The sequence below is a fragment of the Streptomyces sp. H27-H5 genome, from assembly GCF_026627505.1.
Taxonomy (GTDB): domain Bacteria; phylum Actinomycetota; class Actinomycetes; order Streptomycetales; family Streptomycetaceae; genus Streptomyces.
In genome coordinates this window covers 1-21,300 of the sequence record NZ_JAPNLK010000027.1, presented here as the reverse complement: position 1 = coordinate 21,300, position 21,300 = coordinate 1, and the positions used below count along the sequence as shown (strand labels likewise).

Below are 21,300 nucleotides of genomic sequence, written 5' to 3'. Positions count from 1 at the left end.
CCGCCCGGTCAGTGCTCAGTGGATGAGGCCACAGGCACGGCCGGCCTTCTCCAGCGTCACGACGGCCGCGTCGAGGTCGGCGTCGGAGTGGCTGAGGTTGACGATGGTCCGCAGCCGGGGCAGCGTCCGCGGCACGGCCGGGTAGACGATCGGTTGGACGAAGAGCCCGTCGAGCTGGCAGAGCCGGGCCATCTCCCCCGCCTGGTCGGCGGTCGCGCAGATGATCGGCACCACCGGCGTCTCGCTCGCCAGGGTGTCGAAGCCCAGGGCGCGCAACTGCTCGCGGTACCGGGTCGTCTTCGCCCGCAGCTGCCGGGTGAGGGACGGGGCGGCCGCCATCACCTCGATCGCGGCCTTGGCCGCCGCCACCTGGGCGGGGGTCGCGGCGGCCGAGAACATCCAGCCGCGGGCGTTGTTCTTCAGCGCGAAGACCAGGTCCCGGGACCCGGCGACGTAACCGCCCGCGCTGGGCACCGTCTTGGAGAGCGTGCCCATCTTGACGTCGACCCGTTCCGGGTCGATGCCGAAGTGCTCGGTGATGCCGCGGCCGGTGTCACCGAGGACGCCCAGGCTGTGCGCCTCGTCGACCATCAGCGGTGCGTCGTGACGCTCGCACAGTTCCACGATGCCGGGCAGGTCGGCCACGTCTCCGTCCATGCTGAACACGGCGTCGGTGACGACCAGCCGGCCCGCGTCGCCGGCCTTGCGCAGGGCGCGTTCCAGGTCGGCGAGGTCGTTGTGGGCGTAGGTGATGACCGACGCGCCGGAGAGCCGGTAGCCGTCCAGGATGCTGGCGTGGTTGTAGACGTCGCCGATGACGAGGTCGCCGGGGCCGACGAGGGCTCCGACCGTGGCCACGTTCGCCATGTAGCCGCTGGAGAAGACGATGGCGTCTTCGGTGCCCAGGAAGCGGGCGAGCGCCAGTTCCAGCTCCCGGTGCAGGTGCAGGGTGCCCGCGAGCAGCCGCACCCCGTGCGCGCCGGTGCCGTGCCGCTCGACGGCACGCAGGACCTGGTCGTCGATGTAGTCGTGACCGATGAGTCCGAGGTAGCTGTAGGAGGCGAAGTTCAGGAACCACCGGCCGTCGAACTTGATCCGGGAGCCCTTGGCCTCCTCGATCACGGGCTCGTAGAAGTACTCGTCCTTGGCGACGATCAGACGGTCCTCGGCCGACAGCGCGTCGATACGGCGGTCGAGGAACCGGCCGTGGGGTGCGTCGGCCAGTCGGCCGGGCAGGGTTCGGCGCGGTATGCGGTCGGTCGCCGGGGCGGGGTCGGGCACGGCGGCCGGAGCCGGGCCGCCGGCCCGCGGCGGGACGGGGGTCGGCGTAGCGGCCGGGGTGGGCGGGGCCTGCGGCACGTCCCTGAAGCGGTCCCAGTCGGGGACGAACGAGGCGCCGGTGGCCCGCTCCGGAACGGCCGACGGCCGGTACTGCTGCTGCTGAGGTGCCGCGCCGCGCGACCTGTCCACCGGGGCCGGCGCGCGCACCTCACGGATCGGGGCGGGGGTGGGCGCGGGGGTGGGAGCGGCCCTGGGGGTGGGGGCCTGGTCGGGAAGGGTGCGCGGGAGCGATTCGAGGTGGGCGAGCAGCGCGCCGACGTGGGTGCGCTCGAAGAACACCATCGGGTCGATGTCGAGCCCGTCGGCGGCCAGCGTCGCGGCCAGCTCGACCGCCATCATCGAGTCGAGGCCCAGTTCCAGCAGGTCGTCCTCGGCGGCCACGTTGTCGACGAGCAGGACCCTGCCGATCGCGTGGGTGAGCGACGGCCACAGTCCGGTTTCGGGCGTCACAGCGGTCATGGGTGCATCCTTCGCTTTCGCGGCGGCGGACAGGACGTAGTGCGCGGGTGGTTGGCCCAGGGCCGTACGGAGCAGGTCGATGCCGTCGCCCGCGGTGAGGGCGGGGACGCCGTGCGCGGCGGCTTTGGGGGCGATGGACTCGCCCATGCCGACGGTCCACAGGCCCCAGCCGAGGCTGTACCAGGGCCGGCCCTCGGCGCGTTGGCGGGCGGCGTAGCCGTCCAGGTAGGCGTTGGCCGCGGCGTAGGCGCTCTGGCCGAGGTTCGCCCGTACCGCCGCGACCGAGGAGAACAGGGCGACGAACGCGGGCTGTTCGTACCCGGACACCAGGTCGGCGAGCGCGTGCGCCCCGCCGATCTTGGGTTCCAGGACGGCGTCCACCTGATCTGCGGTCAGGCCGCGTGCCAGCCCGTCGCGCAGGACTCCGGCGGCGTGGAACACGCCGTCGTAGCGCGGGGCGCCGGAGAGTGCCTCGCGCAGCGTGCGGACGTCCGCCGCGACGATCTCCAGGTCGCAGCGTGCCGCCAGTCTGTCGAGGCGCTCTCGGGCCTCTCCCCGGTCCGGGACGGTCCGTCCGACCAGTGTGAGGTGGGCGCAGCCCGCTTCGGAGAGGTACTCGGCGACACTCAGGCCGATGCCGCCCATGCCGCCGGTGATCAGGAAGCGGCCGCCTCGGTGGGGCGCCTCATCGGTGGCGGCCGTCGGCGGGTGCGGCCGTAAGGAGGGTGCGTACCAGGTGTCGCCGCGTCGGGCGAGTTCCGGCCGGTCCTGACCGAGCGCCTCCCACACCGCGGCGCGACCGTCGCCCTCCGGACCGGCGGGATCGCCGGGGTTCATGTCGGAACGGTCCGGGTTGATGTCGAGATTGGGGTCCGGGTCGGGGTTGAGGTCGAGCAGGCGGATCGTGCTGCGGGGATGTTCGACCCGCAGCGTGCGGCCGAGACCCCACAGGGCGGTCATGAAGGGGTCGACGGTGTCCTGGGCCGTCACCTGGTGGGCGGCGGTGGTGACGATCAGCAGGGAGGGCGTCGGCGGCCGGCCCAGGAGCCGGCGCACCACCGCGAAGGCTTCCCGCAGCCCCCGCGACACCTGCGCCTCGCCGGTGAGTCCGCCCGGTGCCACGTACACCACGTCCCGTAAGACGGTGTCCGCCGGCAGGGTTTCCAGGCCGCCCGCGACGAGTTGCTCCGGCGTCAGGTGCAGGACGTGCCGGGCCGCCGGGGGACGGAGGGCGTGGTCGGACACGACCAGCACGGGGCCTTCGGTCGCGGGTGCGTGTCCCGGATCCGGGTCCGCCCGGTGCCAGACGACGGTCTCGATCGAAGCGGTCGCCGGCGGCGCCTGCCCGGCTTCGACCCGCCGGGCGGGTGCGGCGGGCCGAGGCCGGGCAGGGGTGGCCGCCGTGGGCTCCGGGGACGTCTCGAACCCGGGGGGTGCGGCGGCCTCCGGGGAAGTCGTGGGTCGGGCAGCCTTGAGGGTGATGCGGTCCAGTTCGAGCAGGACCTCCCCCTGCTGGCTGCAGACCAGGGCACGCCCTCGTACGGCGCCTCCGCCGCCCTCGGAGGGGCCCGGCTCGTCCCGTTCGACCAGGGCGATCACCGTGCCGGACATACGGCGGCGGGCCTCCAACCGGCCGATGTACCAGGGCAGGCAGGCCCCGGCGGCGCCGTCGTCGAGCATGCCGAGCGCCTGGAAGACGCTGTCGAGCAGCGGCGGCGGCACGAAGGGGGGCGCCGACGCCGGGTTCGCCTCCTCGGTGGCCCGGAGCATCAACAGCATGCAGCCCGGGCCGCGGTGCGCCGACCGGATCGCCCGGTACGTCGGCCCGTACGTGATCCCGCTCGCCTCGCGCCACGCGGCCACCTCGGACAACGGCACCTGCTGCGTGCAGCCGGCCCGCAGCGCGGCCACGTCGACGTAGCGGGGCGGCGGCAGCGGGCTGCCGGTGGCCCGGGCGGTGCTGTGCTCGACGGGTACGCCGTCGTTGCCGGGCGGAACGGAACGGAGGGTGCACCGGCCGTCCTCCGCCGTATGGACCTCGATCTCGGTCCCGGCCCCCGTGACGAGCAGGGGTGTCCGGAAGGCGACCTGTTCCAACACCCATTGGTGGTCGGGTCGCGCGGTATCGCAGGCCGACAGTACGGCGTCGATCTGCGCGGCGGCGGGGGCGACCGGGACGCCGCCGATCCGGTGGTCGCAGACGAGCGGGTCGGCGGCGCCGAGGAGTGATCCGACGGCGCTCATGTGTGGAGGCCGAATCGTCCGGTGGCGAGGGCGAGGCCGTTCACCTGGATGTCGACGGTGTGCTCGCCCGTGTAGTAGCGGCGGGTCTGGATCTCCTTGATGGTGTGCGTCTTCTCCAGGGACCGCCGTTCGCCGGCGCCGAGTTCGAGGGTGGTCAGCTTGAAAACCTTCGGAATGCTGCGCCCGTTCTTGCGCACGTGGTGCACCACGTAGTCGACGGCGATGCTGTGCGGCCGGTCGTCGGTGTTCTCGATGTCGAAGTCGATGACGAGGGTGTCCCCGATGGTCACCGCCCCGGGGGTGATCCGCAGCCGGGGCACCTTGACGTGCTCGCCGCCCGTGGCCCCGAGGATGGCGAGGGCCTGCTGGTCGCCCTTCTTCACGAGGGTGCGCAGCCCTTGCTTGACGATCCAGTTGGTCTCGGGGGTGGGGCTCTCCTCCAGCCAGCGGAGCGCGGTTGCGAGCGCGAGGTCGGGACTGTCCTTGGAGATGTCGTTGAGGTTGTTGGCGACGGACTTGCGCACGTACTCCGAGGGGTCGCTGCGCAGCGGTTCGAGGATGTCCAGGACCGGCAGCGGGTCCTTGACGAACACGGTCAGGGTCCGGGCCCAGGGCAGCCGGGAGCGGATGCCCTCGGTCGCCAGCCGCCGCACGTTGTGGCTCGGGCTCTGGGCCCACAGCGCGACGCGCTCCATGGTCGGCGCGTAGTGCTGTTCGACGTAGGGGCGGATCGCGTACTCGCCTGTGTGTCGCCTGGTGATCTCCTCGATGGCGTCGAGTGACGCCTCGGGGTGGTCCAGGCCGTACTCCTCGACGAAGCGGGCGACCGGCATGAGGAACCAGCTGGTGTTGAACATGCCTTCCCCCTCGGCGAGTTCGTCGCCGAGCACGGACAGCAGGATCGGCAGGGCGTCGGGGTATTCGGCGGGGAGGCGGGTGCGCAGCCCTTCGGCCAAGACGAGGACGCGGTCCTTCAGTTCCTTGTCGGGAATGCGCGCCTCGACCTCTGTCGCATAGTCCTCCACGTCGAATGCGGGGTGGACGGTGCGGATCTTGTCACCGATCAGGCGTGCCGCTTCGCCGTTGAAGTGTCGCTTCAGTCCGTATTCACTTGCCATGGTTCCGGTGCCTCTTCGTCTCGTTCTCGATGTTCTTGTTCGTCGTGTGGTTGGGGCCGGCGGATATCCAGAACCGCTGCCGGTTGAAGGGGTAGGTGGGAAGGGTGATCGTCCGTTGCCCCTTCCCCGCATGCACACCCGACCAGTCGAGATCCCCCGACGTCGCGTTCACATACGCCGCCAACGACCCATGCACCTCCGCCTGATCCACCCGATCCCGACGCAACGTGCCCAACCACACCGGCTGCTCACCCACCCACGAAGCACGCGCCAACGACGTCAACTGCGGATGCGAACCGATCTCCCACACCACCCCCGCACCCAACCCACTCACCGTCGCGACCGCCTCACCGAAACGAACCGGCTCACGAATCGCCCGACCCCAATACCCCGGATCCACCACCGAACCCGCCGAATGCCACCCACCCGACACCGACGACACAAACCCCACCACCGGCGCCGACAACCCCACCCCCGCCACCGCCTCCACGAAAGGCGCCACCGCACCCTCCATCAAAACCGAATGAAACGCATGACTCACCACCAACGGAGAACACCGCAAACCCGACCCCGAACAAAACTCCGCCACCGAATCCGCCGGCCCCGAAACCGTCACCACCCGCGGCCCATTGAAAGCCGCCACCTCCACACCCACAAACCCCGCCAAAGCCTCCACCACAGCCCCGACATCCCCATGCACCACAGCCATCGCACCCCGACCCGGCTGCCCCTCCATCAACTCCCCACGCAACACCGTCAACCGCAACAGATCCGCCAACCCCAACACACCCGAAGCCCACGCAGCCGTCAACTCACCCAGACTGTGACCCACCACCGCATCCGCACGAACCCCCACCGACTCCAACCACCGCACCAACCCCACCTGCACCGAAACAATCCCCACCTGCGCATACCGCGTCCGATCCAACCCCCCACCCACACCACCGAACAACACATCCAACAAAGGCACATCCAAATGCCCCACCAACAAAGCCGCACACTCATCCAACGCAGCCCGAAACACCGGCTCCGTCACATACAAACCCCGCCCCATCCCCACATACTGCGAACCCTGACCCGTGAACATGAACACATTCGGAACCGAAACACCCCCCTTACGAGACACAGCAACCCGACCCTCCGCCACATCCCGCAAACCGGCCCCCACCACACCCGCGTCAACACCCGACACCACCGCACGAAAACGATGCCCCGCACGCCCCACATTCGCCGAGAAAGCAAAATCCCCCAACACCTCGGCAGAAACACCCACCAACCCATCCGCATACACGCCCGCCAAAGAACGCAACGCGGACTCATCAGCCCCACTCACCCGCACCACAAACGAATCCTGCGACAACACCTCACGCCTCGACGGAACAGGAGGCTCCTCCACGATCACATGCGCGTTCACACCACCCATTCCGAACGCACTCACCGCAGCCCGACGAGGGCCGCCGTTCCGCGGCCACTCCACCGCACGGTCGGCCAGATAGAACGGCGTTTCCTCGAACCGGATGTGGTCATTGGGCCGCACCACATGCAGCGACGGTGGAACCGTCCCATGCTCCATCGCCAGGAGCACCTTCACCAGACCCGCCAACCCAGCCGCCGGCTCCAGATGACCCACATTCCCCTTCAGGGAACCGATCGCACAGAACTGCGACCTGTCCGTCACCCCACGCCACGCACGCGTCAACCCCTCCACCTCGATCGGATCACCCAGACCCGTCCCCGTCCCATGCGCCTCCACCAGACCGATCGAATCCACCGACACCCCCGCGTCCCGCAACGCCGCGGTGATGACGTCGGCTTGGGCACGCGGGCTGGGTGCGGAGTAACGGCTCGTGCGTCCGCCGTGGTTGACGGCGGCTCCCTTGACCACGCCCCGGATCCGGTCGCCGTCGCGCACGGCGTCGTCGTACCTCCGCAGGACCACGGCCACGGCGCCTTCTCCGGGAACGAAGCCGTCGGCGGTGCTGTCGAAGGCACGGCTGCGGTGCCGGGGTGACAGGGCCATGAGGTCGCCCATCGACCGGAAGTACTCCGGGCTGATGCCGGCGTGCACGGCCCCGATCACCGCCGTGTCGATGTCACCGGTGCGCAGGTGTTGGAGTGCCGAGTGCAGGGCGACCAGCGAGGAGGAGCAGAGGGTGTTGACGAGACCGCTCGGGCCGTGCCAGTCCATCAGGTACGACAGGCGATTGGCGATCATCGCCTCCAGGCCGAGGCCCCGCCCTTCGGCCACGCCGTGGCGCACGCGTTCCTCGTGGTAGTGGTCGTGGCTGTAGGCGATCCACAGACCGGTGCTGCCGTGGGCGCGGGCGCCGATGCGGCCGCCGTCCTCCAGGGCTTCCCAGATCGTCTCGTAGACGATGCGTGCCTGCGGATCGATCAGGGGGGCTTCACGGGCCGAGATCCGGAAGGGAGCCGGGTCGAACTCGTCCACGCGGTCCAGGAACGAGGCGTGCGGGACCGGTCCTTCCGCGTTCTGCCATCGGCCCTCGGGGAGCGGGCGGACCGTGTCACGGCCTTCGACGAGCAGCTCGGCGAAGGCGACCAGGGAGCCGGCGGTGGGCAGCCGGACCGCGGCGCCCACGACGGCCACGTCGCGCGGCCGGGAGGCCGGGGCGGCCTCGGAGTGCGCTTCCGCGTGGGCGGCGTCGGCGGCCTGGGCGGCGTCCTCGGCATCGGCGGCGACCGGGCGCGGGGTAACGGTGGCGGTTGCCCGCGCCTTCGGTACGGGCTCCGTCGGAGCTTGCTCCGTCAGCGCGTGCTCCTTCAGCGCGGCCGGGACTTCGGGTTCCGCGGTCGCCTCGGGATCCGGAGTGGCCACGGGCGGCGGGTCGGTCGGGGTCGCCTGCGCGTCGACGAGCGCGGGCGCCTCCTCCGCGAGGAACTCGGCGAACTGCCGCGGTGTCGGGTACTCGAAGAAGACCGTCGGGTACAGGGACAGGCCGTGCTCCTGGGAGATGCGCTCGCTCAACGTGACCAGGCCGACCGAGTCGAAGCCGGCGGACAGGAACTCCGTGTCGGCGTGTTCCTCAGGGGTGCCCGTCAGCGCCAGGAACCAGGCGAGGGCCCGTACGGGCCTGGAGGTGGCGGCGGGCGCCGCGGGCGCCCGCGGGGCCACGGGGCGGGCGGGTGTCGGAGCCGGCGCGGGACGGACGGATGTCGCAGCGGGTGCGGGCGGCTGCGCTGCGATCGGCGATGCGGGCTCGACCGGCGCGGGCGGGCGCGCTGCGATCGACGTCGACGCCGGGGACTCGGCCGGCGCGGGCGCCTCGCCCGCGGTGAAGGCTTCGACGGGAACCCGCTTGGACGACATGTCGCCGAAGACCAGCAGGGGTGTGCCCGCCTCGTCGGTGACGGTCTGGGTGACCCGGCAGGCCTCGTCGTTCCAGAAGGCGATCTCCGTCCGTACGTAGGCGGCTTCGTCGAGCGGCCCCAGGACGTCCAGTCGACCCACGGAGAGCGGGATGAACGCGGTGGCGTCCGCCGCGCCGAACACCGGGTTGGCCGGGTCGATCGCCGCGACCGTCACGCTGTCCAGGAGCCCTGGGAACAGGTGCACGCCGGGCGGGTTCATCTCCTGCTGTCGGGCGCCCTCGATCCGGGCGAGGGTGCCGCCGTCGGGGAGGCTCGCCACCCAGGAGATGTTCCGGTAGTACCGGCCGTGGTGGTAGCCGATCCGGCGGAGCCACCGGTAGAGGCCGGAGCCGGCGTGCACGGTGGAGCGGGCGCAGTCGGCCAGCAGGCCGGCGAGGGGGACGGGGAGCGGCGGCTCGGACGGATGCGCGTCGGCGAGCCGGCCGGTGACGTAGGGTTCCCCGCTCTCGGCGTCCTCGATCCGGAACCGGCCGTCCGCGACGACCCTGCCGATGATCCGGCGGGCCCCGGACGCGATGAGCGGGCGGTGGAAGAGGACGTCCCGGGCCCCGTGGAAGGGTTCGCCGCGCAGGGCGGCGCCCTCGCGCAGGAAGTCGAACCAGGCGACTCCCGGGAGCATGAGCGTGCGGTACACGGCGTGCTGGGCGATGGGGGCCTCGGCCGGGCCGAAGACGCGGGCGTACGTGTACCCGGCCGTCCCCTCGTCCGACACCAGCTCCGCGGGCGATCCGGGTTCGGCGGAGCGCAGCGGCTCGGCGAGGTTCAGGGCCCGGCCGCGCGGTTGGGCGTGGGGCAGCAGCCGCTTGTTCCACGCCGCGCCGGTGGCCTGCTGGAACGCCGGCCAGTCGATGTCCCGGCCGGCCCGGAAGAGCTCCGCGGCGATCGTGGCGAGTACCCGGTCGACCTCCCGCTCGTCGCGTGCTGCGGCGAGCATCTCGCCGACGTCGTGACCGGCGGGGCCGACCCGGGTGTCGTGGTCGGGATCGGTGGCTCCGCGCAGGACGTCGGCCAGGGCCCGCTCCAGCGGAACGCGGCCCCAGGTGAAGTCCCCGACCGCCTCCCAGCCCGGAGGCAGGTCCAGGGCCCCCTCGGGCACACCGCGCTCGCGCAGGGCGATCGCGAGGGCGACCGCGGACAGGATCCGCAGCAGTTCGCCGGAGAACTCGGCCGACGACGTGCCGGTGGCCGCCTCGAAGAGGCCGACGACCTCGTGCACGGCCGGTGTGGAGCGGTCGAGGGCGAACAGCCACGCGGGCGGTGCCGCGGCGGCTTCCGGACGTATCGATACGACGGTGTGGGGACGGCCGAGGGTGTGGGCGGGCGGGGTGGCGGGCGTCAGGAGCCAGGCGCGCAGCGCGGCGGCGAGTTGATCGGCGTCCGCGCCGACGACGGCCGTCCGCTCCGCGCGGTGCGGTCGTGCGAGTCGGGCCGTGGCGCAGGCGTCGCCGAGGCCGCCGGGCTGGTCCGCCAGGGTGGGCAGGAACTCCAGCCACTGCGCGGCCAGTTCGCGCAGTGCGTACGGGCTGTCGGCGGAGAGCGGCAGTACGTGGACCGGCCGGGTCGGCGTGTCGGTCGCCGCCGGTCCGGCGGGGACGCCGGCCGGGTCGGGGGCGGCCTCGACCACGACGTGGGCGTTGGTGCCGCCGAATCCGAATCCGCTCACGGCGGCCCGGCGTACGGGCGCGCCCGGCCACGGATGGGCGGTGTCGGGGAGGTGGAAGGGGCTGTCGGCGAGGTTGAGGCGCGGGTTGGGCGAGTCCACCGCCACGGCCGGGACGGTGCCCTCGCGGAGCGCGAGGATGATCTTCGCGAGTCCGGCGAGGCCCGACGCCGAGTGCAGGTGGCCGATCCGGCGCTTGACGGAGCCGAGCGCGACGGAGTTGCGCGGGACCCCGTGTCGGGTGAACACCTCGGTGAGCGCCCGTACTTCGATCGGGTCGCCGATGGCGGTCCCGGTGCCGTGCGCCTCCACGTACTGGACGGTGGCCGGGTCGATCGTCCGGTAAGCCTTGCCCAGCAGATCGATCTGGGCCTCCAGGCTGGGCGTGGTGACGCCCATGGTGCGGCCGTCGTTGTTGACCGCGACCCCGCTGACGGCTCCGAGGATCACGTCGCCGTCGGCCAGCGCGGCCGGCATCGGCTTCAGCACGAGGGCGGCGGCTCCCTCCCCGGGCACATAGCCGTCGGCCCTGCTGTCGAAGGTGTGGCACAGCCCGTCCGGGGAGAGCGCCCCGGTACGGGAGAGGAGGACGAACGTCAGCGGGTCGATGAGCAGGTCCACCGCGCCGACCAGGGCGAGTTCGCAGGTCCCGGCCGCCAGGCTCTGACAGGCGAGCCATACCGCCGACAGCGAGGACGAACAGGCGGTGTCCACCACCAGGCTCGGGCCCGCCAGGTCGAAGCGATCGGACAGCCAGGCCGCGGTGAAGTTCTGCGACCGTCCCCACAGGGCGGCGGGCCCGGGCTCGCCGGCGGAGCCCGGCGTGCCGGGCGGAACCAACCCCCGGCCCCGGTCGAATCCGTACCCGTTCATGCGCGCGCCGACGAACACGCCCGCGTCGAGCCTGCGGCGCACCCCCAGGTACCCCGCGTCCTCCAGCGCCCGGGCGCCGACCTCCAGCATCACCCGCTGTTGGGGGTCGAGGAACACGGCGTCCTCGGCGGTCATGCCGAACGCCTCGTGGTCGAAGGAGAACGGGTCCACCAGGAACGCGCCGCGGTGGTGCGTTCCCTGGTGGGTGCCCTCGCCCCGGTACAGTTCGCGGGCCCACCGGCTCGGCGGGACCTCGCCGACCTCGCTCCCGTCGCGGCTCAGCAGGGCCGTCAGGTCGACGGCGTCCTCGGCGCCCGGGAGTCGTACCGCGAGGCCGATCACGGCGATGCGGGTGTCGAGCTCGCTCACGGTTGTCCTTTCGTTCGACCCACCGGTCGTGCCCTGCCCGGTCATCGCTGCCCGTCCCGCTGGAGCAGCGGGCGCAGCAGGGCGCTCAGGGCGGACGCCGACGGGTCGTCGTGGTCGGGGGTGGGCGGGTCGTCCCGGTCGGAGGTGGGCGGTCGACGGTCGGCCGGCGTCTCCTGGGCGGCGAGTCCGGTCGCGATGTCGTCCGCCGTACGGGCCCGCATCAGCAGCGACGGGTCGACGGTCAGGCCACTGCGTTGTTCGAGCACCGTGGTCAGCTCGGCGATCATCAGGGAGTCCAGGCCCAGCCCGGGCAGCGGGCGCTCCCCGGGGTCCTCCCCCAGTACGTGTACGAAGGCGTCGCGGACCCGGGCCCGCATGCCGGCGCGATCGTGGCCGGCGCGGATCGGTGCGGGGAGGACGACGGCCTCGGGCCGCGCCCCCCTCGGCGCGGACGCGGCGGCATCCGACGCGGCGGGCTCGGCGGGCTCGGACCCGGCGGGCTCCACGGGCCCTGCCGGGCCGGCGGTGGTACTGCCCGGGAAGATCACGGCGCCGCCCGACCGCAGGTGGTCGACGAAGGCGTCCTGAGCCTGTTCGGCGCCGATGGAGTGGGCGGCGGAGAAGGACGCGTCCGCCTTCATGCCGATGCCCGTCCAGTTGGGCCACGCGTGCGCGGTGACCGTGGTGACGGCGTCGTTCTCCCGCTCGGCAAGGGCCAGTTGGTAGGCGTTCGCGAGGCCGTAGTCGACGAGCCCCCGGCCGGCCAGGGCCTGGCTACCGGCGATCGAGGACACCAGGACGACGAAGTCCGCGCCCTCCTCCTTGGCCAGCCGTACGACGTTCAGCGAGCCGGGGACCTTGGGGGCGAGCACCTTCTCGGCGTCGCTCCACGGCCGGCGGTGCATCGCCCCGAACGGGTTGACCCCGCCGGAGGAGTGCACGACGCCGACCAGCCGCCCCCAGCGCCGACCCCACCGCCCGGCGACCGCGGCGAGCGCCTCGGGGTCGGACACGTCGCAGGACACGTAGTCGACCTCGGCGCGCGCCGCCAGCTCCCGCAGGGGGGCGGAACCCGCGGGATCGAGGACCGATCGGCCGATGATGCCGATGCGCTTGGCTCCCCGGTCGATCAGCCGCTCGGTCAGACGCAGCCCCACGGCGCCCAGTCCGCCGGTGACCAGGCAGTACCCGTCGGTGGGCAGGGCGTACGGCGCGCCGGGCGTCGCGGGCAGGGGGTGCGGGGTGTACCGGACGCCCCGACGGTGGGCGACGACGACCGTGCCGCCGTCGCCGTCGGCCTCGCCGGCCGGCCCGGCCGCGAGGGCGGCGTACTCGGCCACCAGGCGGTCGGCGAGCGTCTCGGCCGGTTCGGTCGGGTCCAGGTGCACGACCGCGGTGGCCTTCCGGCTCTCGGCGCCGGCGGCCCGTACGGCCATGGCCATGGCGGCCCGCTCGGGGATCAGGCCACCGCGCTCGTCGGAGTGCACGGCGGCGGCGTGAAAGCCGGCCCACAGCAAGGCCCCGCGGGCGGGCAGCGCCACCATCAGGGCGCTCAACTCGGTCCAGAAATCTCTCAGTTCGCGGGAGTCGCCGGTCCGGCCGGCCCGGGCGTCGATCACGATGGCGCCGTCCGCCCGGTGGCCGGGCTCGGCCACGGTCACGCCCCGGCTCCGGAGGGCCGTCGTCAGGGCGTGTTCGAGCTCGGGGTCGGCGGTGACCAGGCGTACCGTGCCCGAGCCGGGAGGGGTGGCGGGGGCCGGCTCCCGGACGCGCCACTCGACGCGTACCGCCTCGGCCGCCGCGAGGGGCGGGCCTGAGGCGGCGACCGCCGGGCCGGTGGTGTGCCAGTACGCCCCTCGTGCGAACGGATAGGTGGGGAGCTCCGTTACACGAGCATCCACGGCGGAGAGAGCGGGCCAGTCGATGTGCGCGTAGCCAGCGCCGGCCAACTCGGCGGCGCCGACGGGTCCGTGGGGGGCCGCGAGCGTCCCGGAGCGCAGCGCCGCCGCTTCGGCGGTGAGGTCGATGTCGACGCGTGCGGGGGGCGTACGGCCGGCGGCGACGGAGCGCAGGGCGGTGGCGAGTTCGGCGGCCGTCCGTCCGTGGACGGCGGTCTGGAACTCCATTGGGGTGCGGCCGGTGTTGGCGGTGTGGCAGAGGTCGGCGGTCTCCCAGGCGTCGCGTGCCGCGTCGAACCGGTCGGCGTACGCGCCGGCCAGCGACCGCAGCGCCGACTCGTCGGCGGCACTCACCCGCACCACGAAGGCGTCCTGGGACAACACCTCACGTACCGCGGGAACGGGGGGCTCTTCGACGATCACGTGCGCGTTCACGCCACCCATTCCGAACGCACTCACCGCAGCCCGACGAGGGCCGCCGTTCCGCGGCCACTCCACCGCACGGTCGGCCAGATAGAACGGCGTTTCCTCGAACCGGATGTGGTCATTGGGCCGCACCACATGCAGCGACGGTGGAACCGTCCCGTGCTCCATCGCCAGGAGCACCTTCACCAGACCCGCCAACCCTGCCGCCGGCTCCAGATGACCGACGTTCCCCTTCAGGGAACCGATCGCACAGAACTGCGACCTGTCCGTCACCCCACGCCACGCACGCGTCAACCCCTCCACCTCGATCGGATCACCCAGACCCGTCCCCGTCCCATGCGCCTCCACCAGGCCGATCGAGTCCACGGACACGCCCGCGTCCCGCAACGCCCGGGAGATCACTTCCTGTTGCGCCGCACTGCTGGGAACCGTCAACCCACTGGTGCGACCACCGTGGTTGACCGCACTGCCCTTGATCACACCCCGGATCCGGTCACCGTCCCGCACCGCGGCCCGGAGCGGCTTCACCACCACCGTCACCACACCCTCACCCGGCACGAACCCGTCCGCCCCCGCATCGAACGGCCGGGAGGCGCCCGAGGGTGACAGGGCCCGCAGATTGCGCATCGCGACGTAGTGCAGGGGGGACATGCCGACGCGAACACCGGCCACGATCGCCTGCTCGCACTCTCCGTCGCGGATGCTGCGCACCGCCGTGTGCAGGGCGACCAGCGACGACGAACACAACGTGTCGATCGTCATGCTCGGCCCGTGCAGATCGAGGAAGTAGCTGACCCGGTTCGCCAGGAACGCGTTGTGGTTGCCGAGACCACTGGGGGCGTCCAGCTCCGGCGCGATGTTGTAGTCCTTGTAGTGCTGGTAGCTGGCGCCGACGAACACGCCGGTGGAGGAGGCCAGTTGTCGAGGCGGCAGGCCGGCCGACTCCAGTGCCTCCCATGCGGTGCGCAGCAGCCAGCGGACCTGCGGGTCGAGGACCTCCGCCTGTTTGGGGAAGAAGTCGAAGAACCGGGCATCGAACTCCTCCACATTGTCGAGGAATCCGCCCATGTCGGGCTCATGACCGCCCGCGTACCGTCCCCAGCGATGAGCGGGGGCCGGGCGGATCTCCTCGCCGGCCCCGGCCAGGAGCGACCAGAACCGTTGCGGGTCCGAGGCACCGGGAAGCGCCAGAGCGAGGCCGATGACGGCCATGTCCTCGCCGGCCGACGTGACTTCGGGGGCCCTCGGGATCGCGGTGGCAGAGGTGGTGTCGGGTGCGGCCGGCGCCTCGGGAGCCTTGACCGGGGCCGGGGCGGGGGGCTCGGCGGAGGTCGGGGGCTCGGCCGGGGTCTGCGCCGGTGCCTCGGCGCGGGCGGGGGCCGGGGCCCGGGCCGGGGCCGGGGCGAACGCTCCGTCGGCCGCCAGCTCCGCGACGTGTGCGGCGAGGGTTCGGCAGTCGGCGGCGTCCAGGACGTCCGTCGGGCTCAGTGGCACCCCGTACTCCGCCTCGACGTCGGCCGCGATGGCCGTCGCCAGCATGGAGTCGAGGCCCACGGCGGAGAGCGAGGTGGTCGCGGTGACGCCCGGGTCGTGCAGGACGTTCCGCACCACCGCGACGATCGCCGCCTCCGACGCCGCGACCTGCGGTGTGCGGCGGGCGGGCCGGGAGGGCGGCGCGTCGTCGCCGTTCACCGTCCGGTACTCGACCTCGTCGAGCCGGACCAACACCCGGCCGTCGGCGGCGAACAGGGTCGCGTCACCGCGCCGCGTGCCGTCGCTCGCGGGCTCGGCGCCTTCGAGCAGTACGAACGCCGTCCGCGCCGGATCCGCCCAGCGCGTCGCCCGGCCGATGGAGACCGGCAGGTACGTGGCCGACGGGGCCGCGGGGTCCGCCAGCGTGAGGACGGCCATGGCCTGGAGGGCGGCGTCGATCGCGACCGTCTGCGCCTCCAGCGGGCTGTCGGCGCGCACGTCGATCCGTACGAGCACCCGACCCGGCCCGTAGTGCACCTCGGCGATGGAGCGGAGCGGGGCGGCGAGTTCCATGCCCTTCGCCGCGAACCAGGCGTAGAGGCCGTCCGGTTGCAGGGTCCGACCGAGGCCGGCCCGCAGGGTGTCCAGGTCCGCGGCGGCGGGCGCCGGGCCCGCCGGGGTGTCGGCGGTGGCGAGCCGGGCGATGACCCGGTCGGCGTGCCGGAAGGCGGCTGGCCCCGTACGGGCGGGGTCGCCCAGGTCGCTGGTGAGCGGGTGGGTTCCGGTGCCCCGGCCCGTGAAGACGATCCTGCGCAGGACGCCGCTCGACCGCAGCCCGAGGGCCACGGGAAGCGCCCCGGGCAGTGTGTCCTCGCCCAGCACCCGGTGGGCGGGCGCGAGCCGCCGTGCGACGGCGGCCACGTCCTCCGCGGTCGGCGCCGCCGGTGGGACGGGCGCGGAGGACACCGCGGCGTCGCCCGGCGCCCTGAACGGGTAGGGCGGCAGGGCGCGGTGCCGCGCCGGCGGGCCCGGGTACAGCGCGGCCCAGTCGACGGCGCCGCCGCCGACGTAGCGCAGGGCCGGCCCGCCGAGACCGGTCGGGGCGCTCTCCACCGGCGTGTCGCCGCGCAGGACGGTGCCGGGTGCCCGGTCCGCCAGGTGTAGCGCCCTGGCCAGGCCGGTGCTCAGCTCGTCGGCCGTGGTTCCGAGGAACGCCACCCGGTGGGCCCGGTGGTCGCGTCCGACGGCGCTGGAGCGGCACAGCGCGCCCAGGTCGTCGGCGGTCACCCGCAACAGCAGCGGTCGGAGGTCCGCCATGCGTCGGAGGAGGGCTTGCGGGGTGTGGGCGGACAGCACCAGCAGGTGCTCGTCGTTGTCCGAGACGGCTGCGGAGGCCTCGTCGCCGGGCGGCCGATGCCGGGGTTCCCCGGTGTGTTCCCGCGCGTACTCCTCGACGACGATGTGCGCGTTGGTGCCGCCCATGCCGAAGGCGCTGATGCCCGCCCGGCGCGGTCCGTCCGAGATCCACGGCTGGGGCGCGACCGGGATCACGAACGGTCCGGTGGACAGGTCGAGGTGGCTGCTGGCGGTCTCGAAGCCGGCGACGGGCGGTATCTCCCGGTGCCGCAGGGACAACAGCACCTTCAGCAGGCCGGCGAGTCCGGCCGCGGGCTCCAGGTGTCCGATGTTTCCCTTCACGGTCCCGAGGTGGCACGGGCCGGTGCGGTCCGGGTCGCCGCCGAACACCTCGGTGAGCGCGGCGATCTCGATCGGGTCGCCGAGGCGGGTCGCGGTGCCGTGCGTCTCGATCAGGGAGATGTCGGCGGGCGCCAGTCCGGCGTCGGCGAGCGCGGCCCGGACGACCGCGGCCTGGGCTTCGCTGCGGGGCACGGGCAGGGCGCTGCCGCGGCCCCCGTGGTTGACGGCCGTACCGCGGACGACGCCCCAGATCCGGTCGCCGTCCCGCTCCGCGTCCGTGAGCGGTTTCAGCATCACGGCCAGCGCGCCCTCGCCGGGCAGGAATCCGTCCGCCCGCTCGTCGAAGGGCCGCGGCAGGGTCTCTGACAGCGCGCCGAGCCGGCTGAGGCTGCGGAAGTACCAGGGAGTCAGGCCGACCTGGCAGGCCGCCACGATGGCGGCGCCACAGTGCCCCGCACGGAGCGCGGCGACCGCCTGCTGGATGGCGACGAGCGAGGACGAGCACAGGGTGTCGACGGTCTGCGAGGGGCCGGTCAGGTCCAGCGCGTACGAGATCCGGTTGGCCAGTACCGCGTTCATGGAGCCGAGCGCGGTGTGCGGTCCGACGGTCTCCAGCCCTTGTGTGTCGCGGTGGTGGGTGTAGGTGGCGCCGACGAAGACGCCGATGTCGCGGCGGTCGGCGAGACCGCTGTCGTCCCGCACCGTCCAGGCGTGTTCCAGCAGCAGTTTCTGTTGTACGTCCATCTCCTCGGCCTCGCGTACCGAGATGCCGAAGAAGCTCGGGTCGAAGCGGTCGATGCCCGAGACGAACGCACCGGTGCGGCAGTAGGTGCCCGTCATTCGGGGGCCGCGCGGCTCGAAGTGGGTGTCGATGTCCCAGCGTTCCGCCGGGACCTCGGTGAACGCGTGGCCGCCGGAGCGGAGCAGGTTCCACAGCTCCGCCGTACCGCCGGCCGCGCCCGGCAGGTCACCGGAGACGGCCACGATCGCGATGTCCGCGTCACGACCGCCTGCCGGAGTGCGCCGTCGCGGTGTGGGGAGCGGGCGGTCGGGGGCGACTGCCGGGAGCTGCTCGACGGTTGGGGTGGGCTCGGAGCGTTCGGCGGACTCGACCGGCTCGGCGGCCTCCGGCGTTGCGACCGCGACGGCCGCGCCGTAGCGGTCGGTCAGGGCCTGGACCAGCTCGGCGAACTCGCCGTACTCAAGGAAGAGCGTCGCCGGGAGGTGGATGCCCCACCTGCGGGACAGTTCCTCCGACAGTTCGACGCTCGTGATCGAGCTCATGCCGTAGTCCGACAGAGGGGTGTCGCGGTCGAAGGAGGCGACACCGAGCCGCTCGGCGAGGAACCGTTCCAGGGCGTCCGCGACGTGTTCCGCGGCGCCCGCACCCGACCCGGCGGACCCGTCCGACCCGTCCGACCCGTCCGACCCGCCGACCGTGTCGTGTACGGCGGAGGGGGCTTCGGTCTCCGCGGCCTCCGCCTCGATGACCTCGTCGTCGGCGTCCGGATGGGCGACGACGACCTGGCGGGGGTCCTCCTCCGAGCCCAGCACCGCGATGAGGGCGTCCAGGCCCTCCGCGGTGCCCAGCGGCCGGACCCCGCGCCGCCGCAACTGCTCCGCGACGGCCGTACCCATGCCCACCTCACCCCACAGACCCCAGGCGATGCTCAGCCACGGCGAACCGTGCGCCTGCGCGAAGGCGTCGAGGTAGGCGTTGGCCGCGGCGTAGCCGGCCTGGCCGAGGTTGCCGAACGTGCCGGAGACCGACGCGAACAACACGGCGAAGTCCAGGTCCTGCCCGGCCACCGCGGCGGCCAGCTCGCGGACCCCGTCGACCTTGGGCCGCATCACCGCGGCGATGTCCTCGGCGGTGGCGCTGCGGATCAGGCCGTCCTTGAGCGTGCCGGCGGCGTGCACGACGCCGTGCAGCTCGCCGTACTCCGCGCGGACCCGCTCCACCACGGCCGCCAGGGCGCCGGGGACGGTGACGTCCGCGCTGTAGGAGACGACCTCGCAGCCGTGTGCGCGGATCGCGGCCGTCCGCTGCCGGTCGGCGGCCGCCGCTCCGGAGCGGCTGACCAACGCGACGACGCCGGCGCCGTCCCGAGCGAACCGGTCGGCGACCTCCAGGCCCAGACCGCCGTGCCCGCCGAGGACGAGGTACCGGCCGCCCTGTCGTACGGGCCCCGGACGTGAGCGGGGTGCGGCGTGCGCCGCGCGGTCGCGGACCCGGACGGGTACCCGCCGGACACCCTGTCGGTAGCCGGTCTCGGTCGGGCCGTCGCTGTCGCCGAGTTCCGCCAGGAGCGCGCGGAGGGCGTCGTCGGAGGACCGGTCGACGTCGACGAGGCGCGGGCGCAGGCCCGAGTACTCGATGGCGGCGGTACGGACGAAGCCCCACAGGGCGGCGCGCGCGGGCACCGGCCGGTCTTCGTCCGAGACCGCCTGCCCGTCCCGGGTCACCACGAGGAAGCGGCCCTTGCGCTGCCGCTCACCGAGGGTCCGCAGGGCGGCCAGGCAGCCGTGGACGCCGAGGCGGAGTTCCGTCTCCTCCCCCTGGGCGCCGTCGGACACCTCGCCGGCGTTCCACAGGTGCACCACTCCGGCGATCGGGTCCCCGACGTCGTCCCAGAGCCGCCGGAACGCCTCCTCGTCCGGCTGCGCGAGCATCCGCAGGTCTCTGCCGCCGTCCCTGTTGCCGGCGCGTTCGTGGTCGCGTTCGCGGTCGTGGTCGTGCGCCTGCGGCCCGGACGGGCCGATGCCGACCTCCACCACGCGGGCTCCGTCGGCCCGCAGTCGCCCGGCGGCGCGCGCCCCGAGGCCGTCCGTGCGGGCGTCGTGCAGCACCACCCAGGTGCCGGTCACCGGCTCGGTCCGGGCGGGGTCCGTCGGTGCGGGACGCCAGACGATCCGGCTGACGGGCAGTGCGGACGGTCGTGCCGGGGTCGCGGTGGCGGTCGGTCGCGAGCCGGTGGTCGTTCGCCGCATGCGGAGGCCCTGGAACTCCGCGGCGACCTCGTGGGAGGGTCCCAGCAGAGTCGCGTCGGCGGTGGCGTAGGCGCCGTCGACGCCGGTGCGGCGGACCACGACGGTCGCGCCGGTCGACAGCGCGGAGAGGTCGGTGAGGACCCGGAGTCGGGCGATGCCGATCGGCAGCATGGGGTGCGGGCCGTCCGCTCCCGTGAGGTCCTGGAGCGCGCAGCTCACGACCTGGAACACCCCGTCCACCAGGAGCGGGTGGGCGTACCAGGGTACGGGTTCGGCGTCGGAGCGCAGCGTTGCCGTGGCCGTGCCGTCGTCTCCGACGGAGAGGTCCCGGACGGTGCGGAAGTCGGGCCCGTACCGGAGGCCGTCGCGGGCCCAGCTGTCGTACAGCCGGTCCCGGTCGATGGCCCGTCCGTCGCCGGCCCCCGGGCCGGTGGGGGATTCGGTGGTGGCGGCCGGGACATCGCCCGGGAGCAGCAGCCGGCCGGTACCGGTGGACAGCGGCTTGCGTTCGCCGGCCACGACGGTGCTCAGTTCGAAGCGGGTCGAGGGCCCGAAGGACACGTCGAGCCGGACGGGAGCCGTCGCGTCGTCGCTGAGGGTGAGGGGCCGCAGGAACGTCACGTCGGCGAGTTCCAGTGGAGTGAACGGCCTGCGTCGGGCGACTCCCACCATCGCCATCTCCAGCTGCACCGCGGCGGGCAGCAGCCCGACGCCGGCGGAGCGGTGTTGGGCGATGAAGGGCTCCTGGCCCGTGAACGTCTTCTCGTAGGTCTCGGCCGGGTACGTCACTGTCCCTCGCTCCGGTGCTCGTAGTGACGGTCGAACAGGGGGTGGCTGACGGTGGTCGTCGCGGCGCCGCCGCGGGGTGCGGCGGGCACGATCAACTCCTGCCGGTTGAAGGGGTAGGTGGGAAGGGTGATCGTCCGTTGCCCCTTCCCCGCATGCACACCCGACCAGTCGAGATCCCCCGACGTCGCGTTCACATACGCCGCCAACGACCCATGCACCTCCACCTGATCCACCCGATCCCGACGCAACGTGCCCAACCACACCGGCTGCTCACCCACCCACGAAGCACGCGCCAACGACGTCAACTGCGGATGCGAACCGATCTCCCACACCACCCCCGCACCCAACCCACTCACCGTCGCGACCGCCTCACCGAAACGAACCGGCTCACGAATCGCCCGACCCCAATACCCCGGATCCACCACCGAACCCGCCGAATGCCACCCACCCGACACCGACGACACAAACCCCACCACCGGCGCCGACAACCCCACCCCCGCCACCGCCTCCACGAAAGGCGCCACCGCACCCTCCATCAAAACCGAATGAAACGCATGACTCACCACCAACG

The 21,300-nt window shown here is 73.0% G+C and carries 5 protein-coding genes; all 5 read right to left on the bottom strand.

Annotated elements, in window-relative coordinates; all coding sequences use genetic code 11:
* Positions 1-15: 15 nt before the first annotated feature.
* The gene (locus OTB19_RS15785; RefSeq protein ID WP_267798833.1) at positions 16-4,044 is read right to left on the bottom strand and encodes a bifunctional SDR family oxidoreductase/pyridoxal phosphate-dependent aminotransferase family protein; all 4,029 of its coding nucleotides are present in this window, start codon (positions 4,042-4,044) and stop codon (positions 16-18) included.
* Positions 4,041-5,162, bottom strand: coding sequence for a DNA alkylation repair protein (locus OTB19_RS15780; protein ID WP_267798832.1), 1,122 nt, complete (start codon positions 5,160-5,162; stop codon positions 4,041-4,043). The genes OTB19_RS15785 and OTB19_RS15780 overlap by 4 nt, the downstream gene beginning before the upstream one ends.
* Positions 5,152-11,454: a type I polyketide synthase gene (locus tag OTB19_RS15775; protein ID WP_267798831.1), complete on the bottom strand. Its 6,303-nt coding sequence runs from the start codon at positions 11,452-11,454 to the stop codon at positions 5,152-5,154. Before OTB19_RS15775 ends, OTB19_RS15780 begins: the two co-directional genes overlap by 11 nt.
* Before the next feature lie 41 nt (positions 11,455-11,495).
* The gene (locus OTB19_RS15770; RefSeq protein ID WP_267798830.1) at positions 11,496-20,729 is read right to left on the bottom strand and encodes an SDR family NAD(P)-dependent oxidoreductase; all 9,234 of its coding nucleotides are present in this window, start codon (positions 20,727-20,729) and stop codon (positions 11,496-11,498) included.
* A partial coding sequence (locus OTB19_RS15765) for an acyltransferase domain-containing protein (protein WP_267798829.1) occupies positions 20,726-21,300 on the bottom strand: 575 nt, incomplete at its 5' end. The genes OTB19_RS15765 and OTB19_RS15770, both read right to left, overlap by 4 nt.

Bases quoted from the DNA above. Each gene is read 5' to 3' on its own strand.
- OTB19_RS15785 (WP_267798833.1), bottom strand. From the start codon at position 4,044: ATGAGCGCCGTCGGATCACTCCTCGGCGCCGCCGACCCGCTCGTCTGC.
- OTB19_RS15780 (WP_267798832.1), bottom strand. From the start codon at position 5,162: ATGGCAAGTGAATACGGACTGAAGCGACACTTCAACGGCGAAGCGGCA.